At 62.4% G+C, this 388-nt stretch carries 1 protein-coding gene; it reads left to right on the forward strand.

The genetic code is table 11. The annotated features are described in order from the left end of the window. Nucleotides 1-158: 158 nt before the first annotated feature. Nucleotides 159-388, forward strand: a 230-nt coding sequence (locus FJV41_RS51645; protein ID WP_141649707.1) for a hypothetical protein, incomplete at its 3' end; no start/stop codon positions are given.

The following is a 388-nucleotide window of genomic DNA, read 5'->3' on the forward strand; positions in this document are numbered from 1 at the left end:
ACGCAACGCGCTCGGCCATCAACGTGGCGTTCCTCGTCCTCGTCGTATGGACAGCGCTCACGATCACAACGATGTGGACCGGCATGCACTTCGCATCGTCACAGGGATCTGCAGCGAGCACAAATGATGTCGAGGTAGGTAGGGTAGGGCGGCGGGAAATGAGCCAGGTCGCGGCCAACTACAAGGACGTCTGGGAAGAGGGCGATGCGCGCAAGGTGCTGCAAGATCTGAAAGACGCAGATGCGTCCGTGGCCCGCGCAGCACGTGCCGGCGACACGGTGAAGTGGGGCCTGGCCGCCTGCATCTTCTTCGTGTTGAGCATGGCCGCGGGTCTGGTTGCAGCAGGCGCTGCAGCTCGCATTCATTGGATTGGTCGGCTGCGGTACTG

It is taken from the genome of Myxococcus llanfairpwllgwyngyllgogerychwyrndrobwllllantysiliogogogochensis (assembly GCF_006636215.1).
GTDB classification, from domain to species: domain Bacteria; phylum Myxococcota; class Myxococcia; order Myxococcales; family Myxococcaceae; genus Myxococcus; species Myxococcus llanfairpwllgwyngyllgogerychwyrndrobwllllantysiliogogogochensis.